We start from the raw sequence: 309 nt of genomic DNA, 5'->3' as shown, positions 1-309 counted from the left end.
CAACTGCCGCCATATGGGGTGCAGCAATCGCGATTGTTTGGTCAAGAAGTCTGCCAACGCTAAGGGTTATCGTGGGTCTAATTTCTGGTGTTATAGGCGTATACATTTTGGTTGGGCTGGATAATGCTCTTCTGCCTGCGAATTCTGGTGTAGCGATGATTGCAGGTGTTATGGCCGCTTGTTGTTATGGTATCGCCAGTAACTATGCCAAAAATGCCCCCAAAATTTCGTCGTTTGATAATGCCCATGGGAGTATGTGGGCAGCGTGTTTGATTGTGCTGCCTCTATTGCCCTTTATGCCAATTAGAG

1 pseudogene is annotated in these 309 nt (G+C 47.2%); it reads left to right on the top strand.

The window, feature by feature from the left end:
* Nucleotides 1-309 (top strand): annotated as a pseudogene (locus AB4585_RS25915) (EamA/RhaT family transporter); the annotation flags it as partial.

The organism is Vibrio sp. 10N.222.49.C9, assembly GCF_041474985.1.
In the GTDB taxonomy this organism is placed as follows: Bacteria; Pseudomonadota; Gammaproteobacteria; order Enterobacterales; family Vibrionaceae; genus Vibrio; species Vibrio crassostreae_C.
Note: the sequence above shows the minus strand (reverse complement) of the source record. Positions and strands in the feature narration are given on the sequence as shown.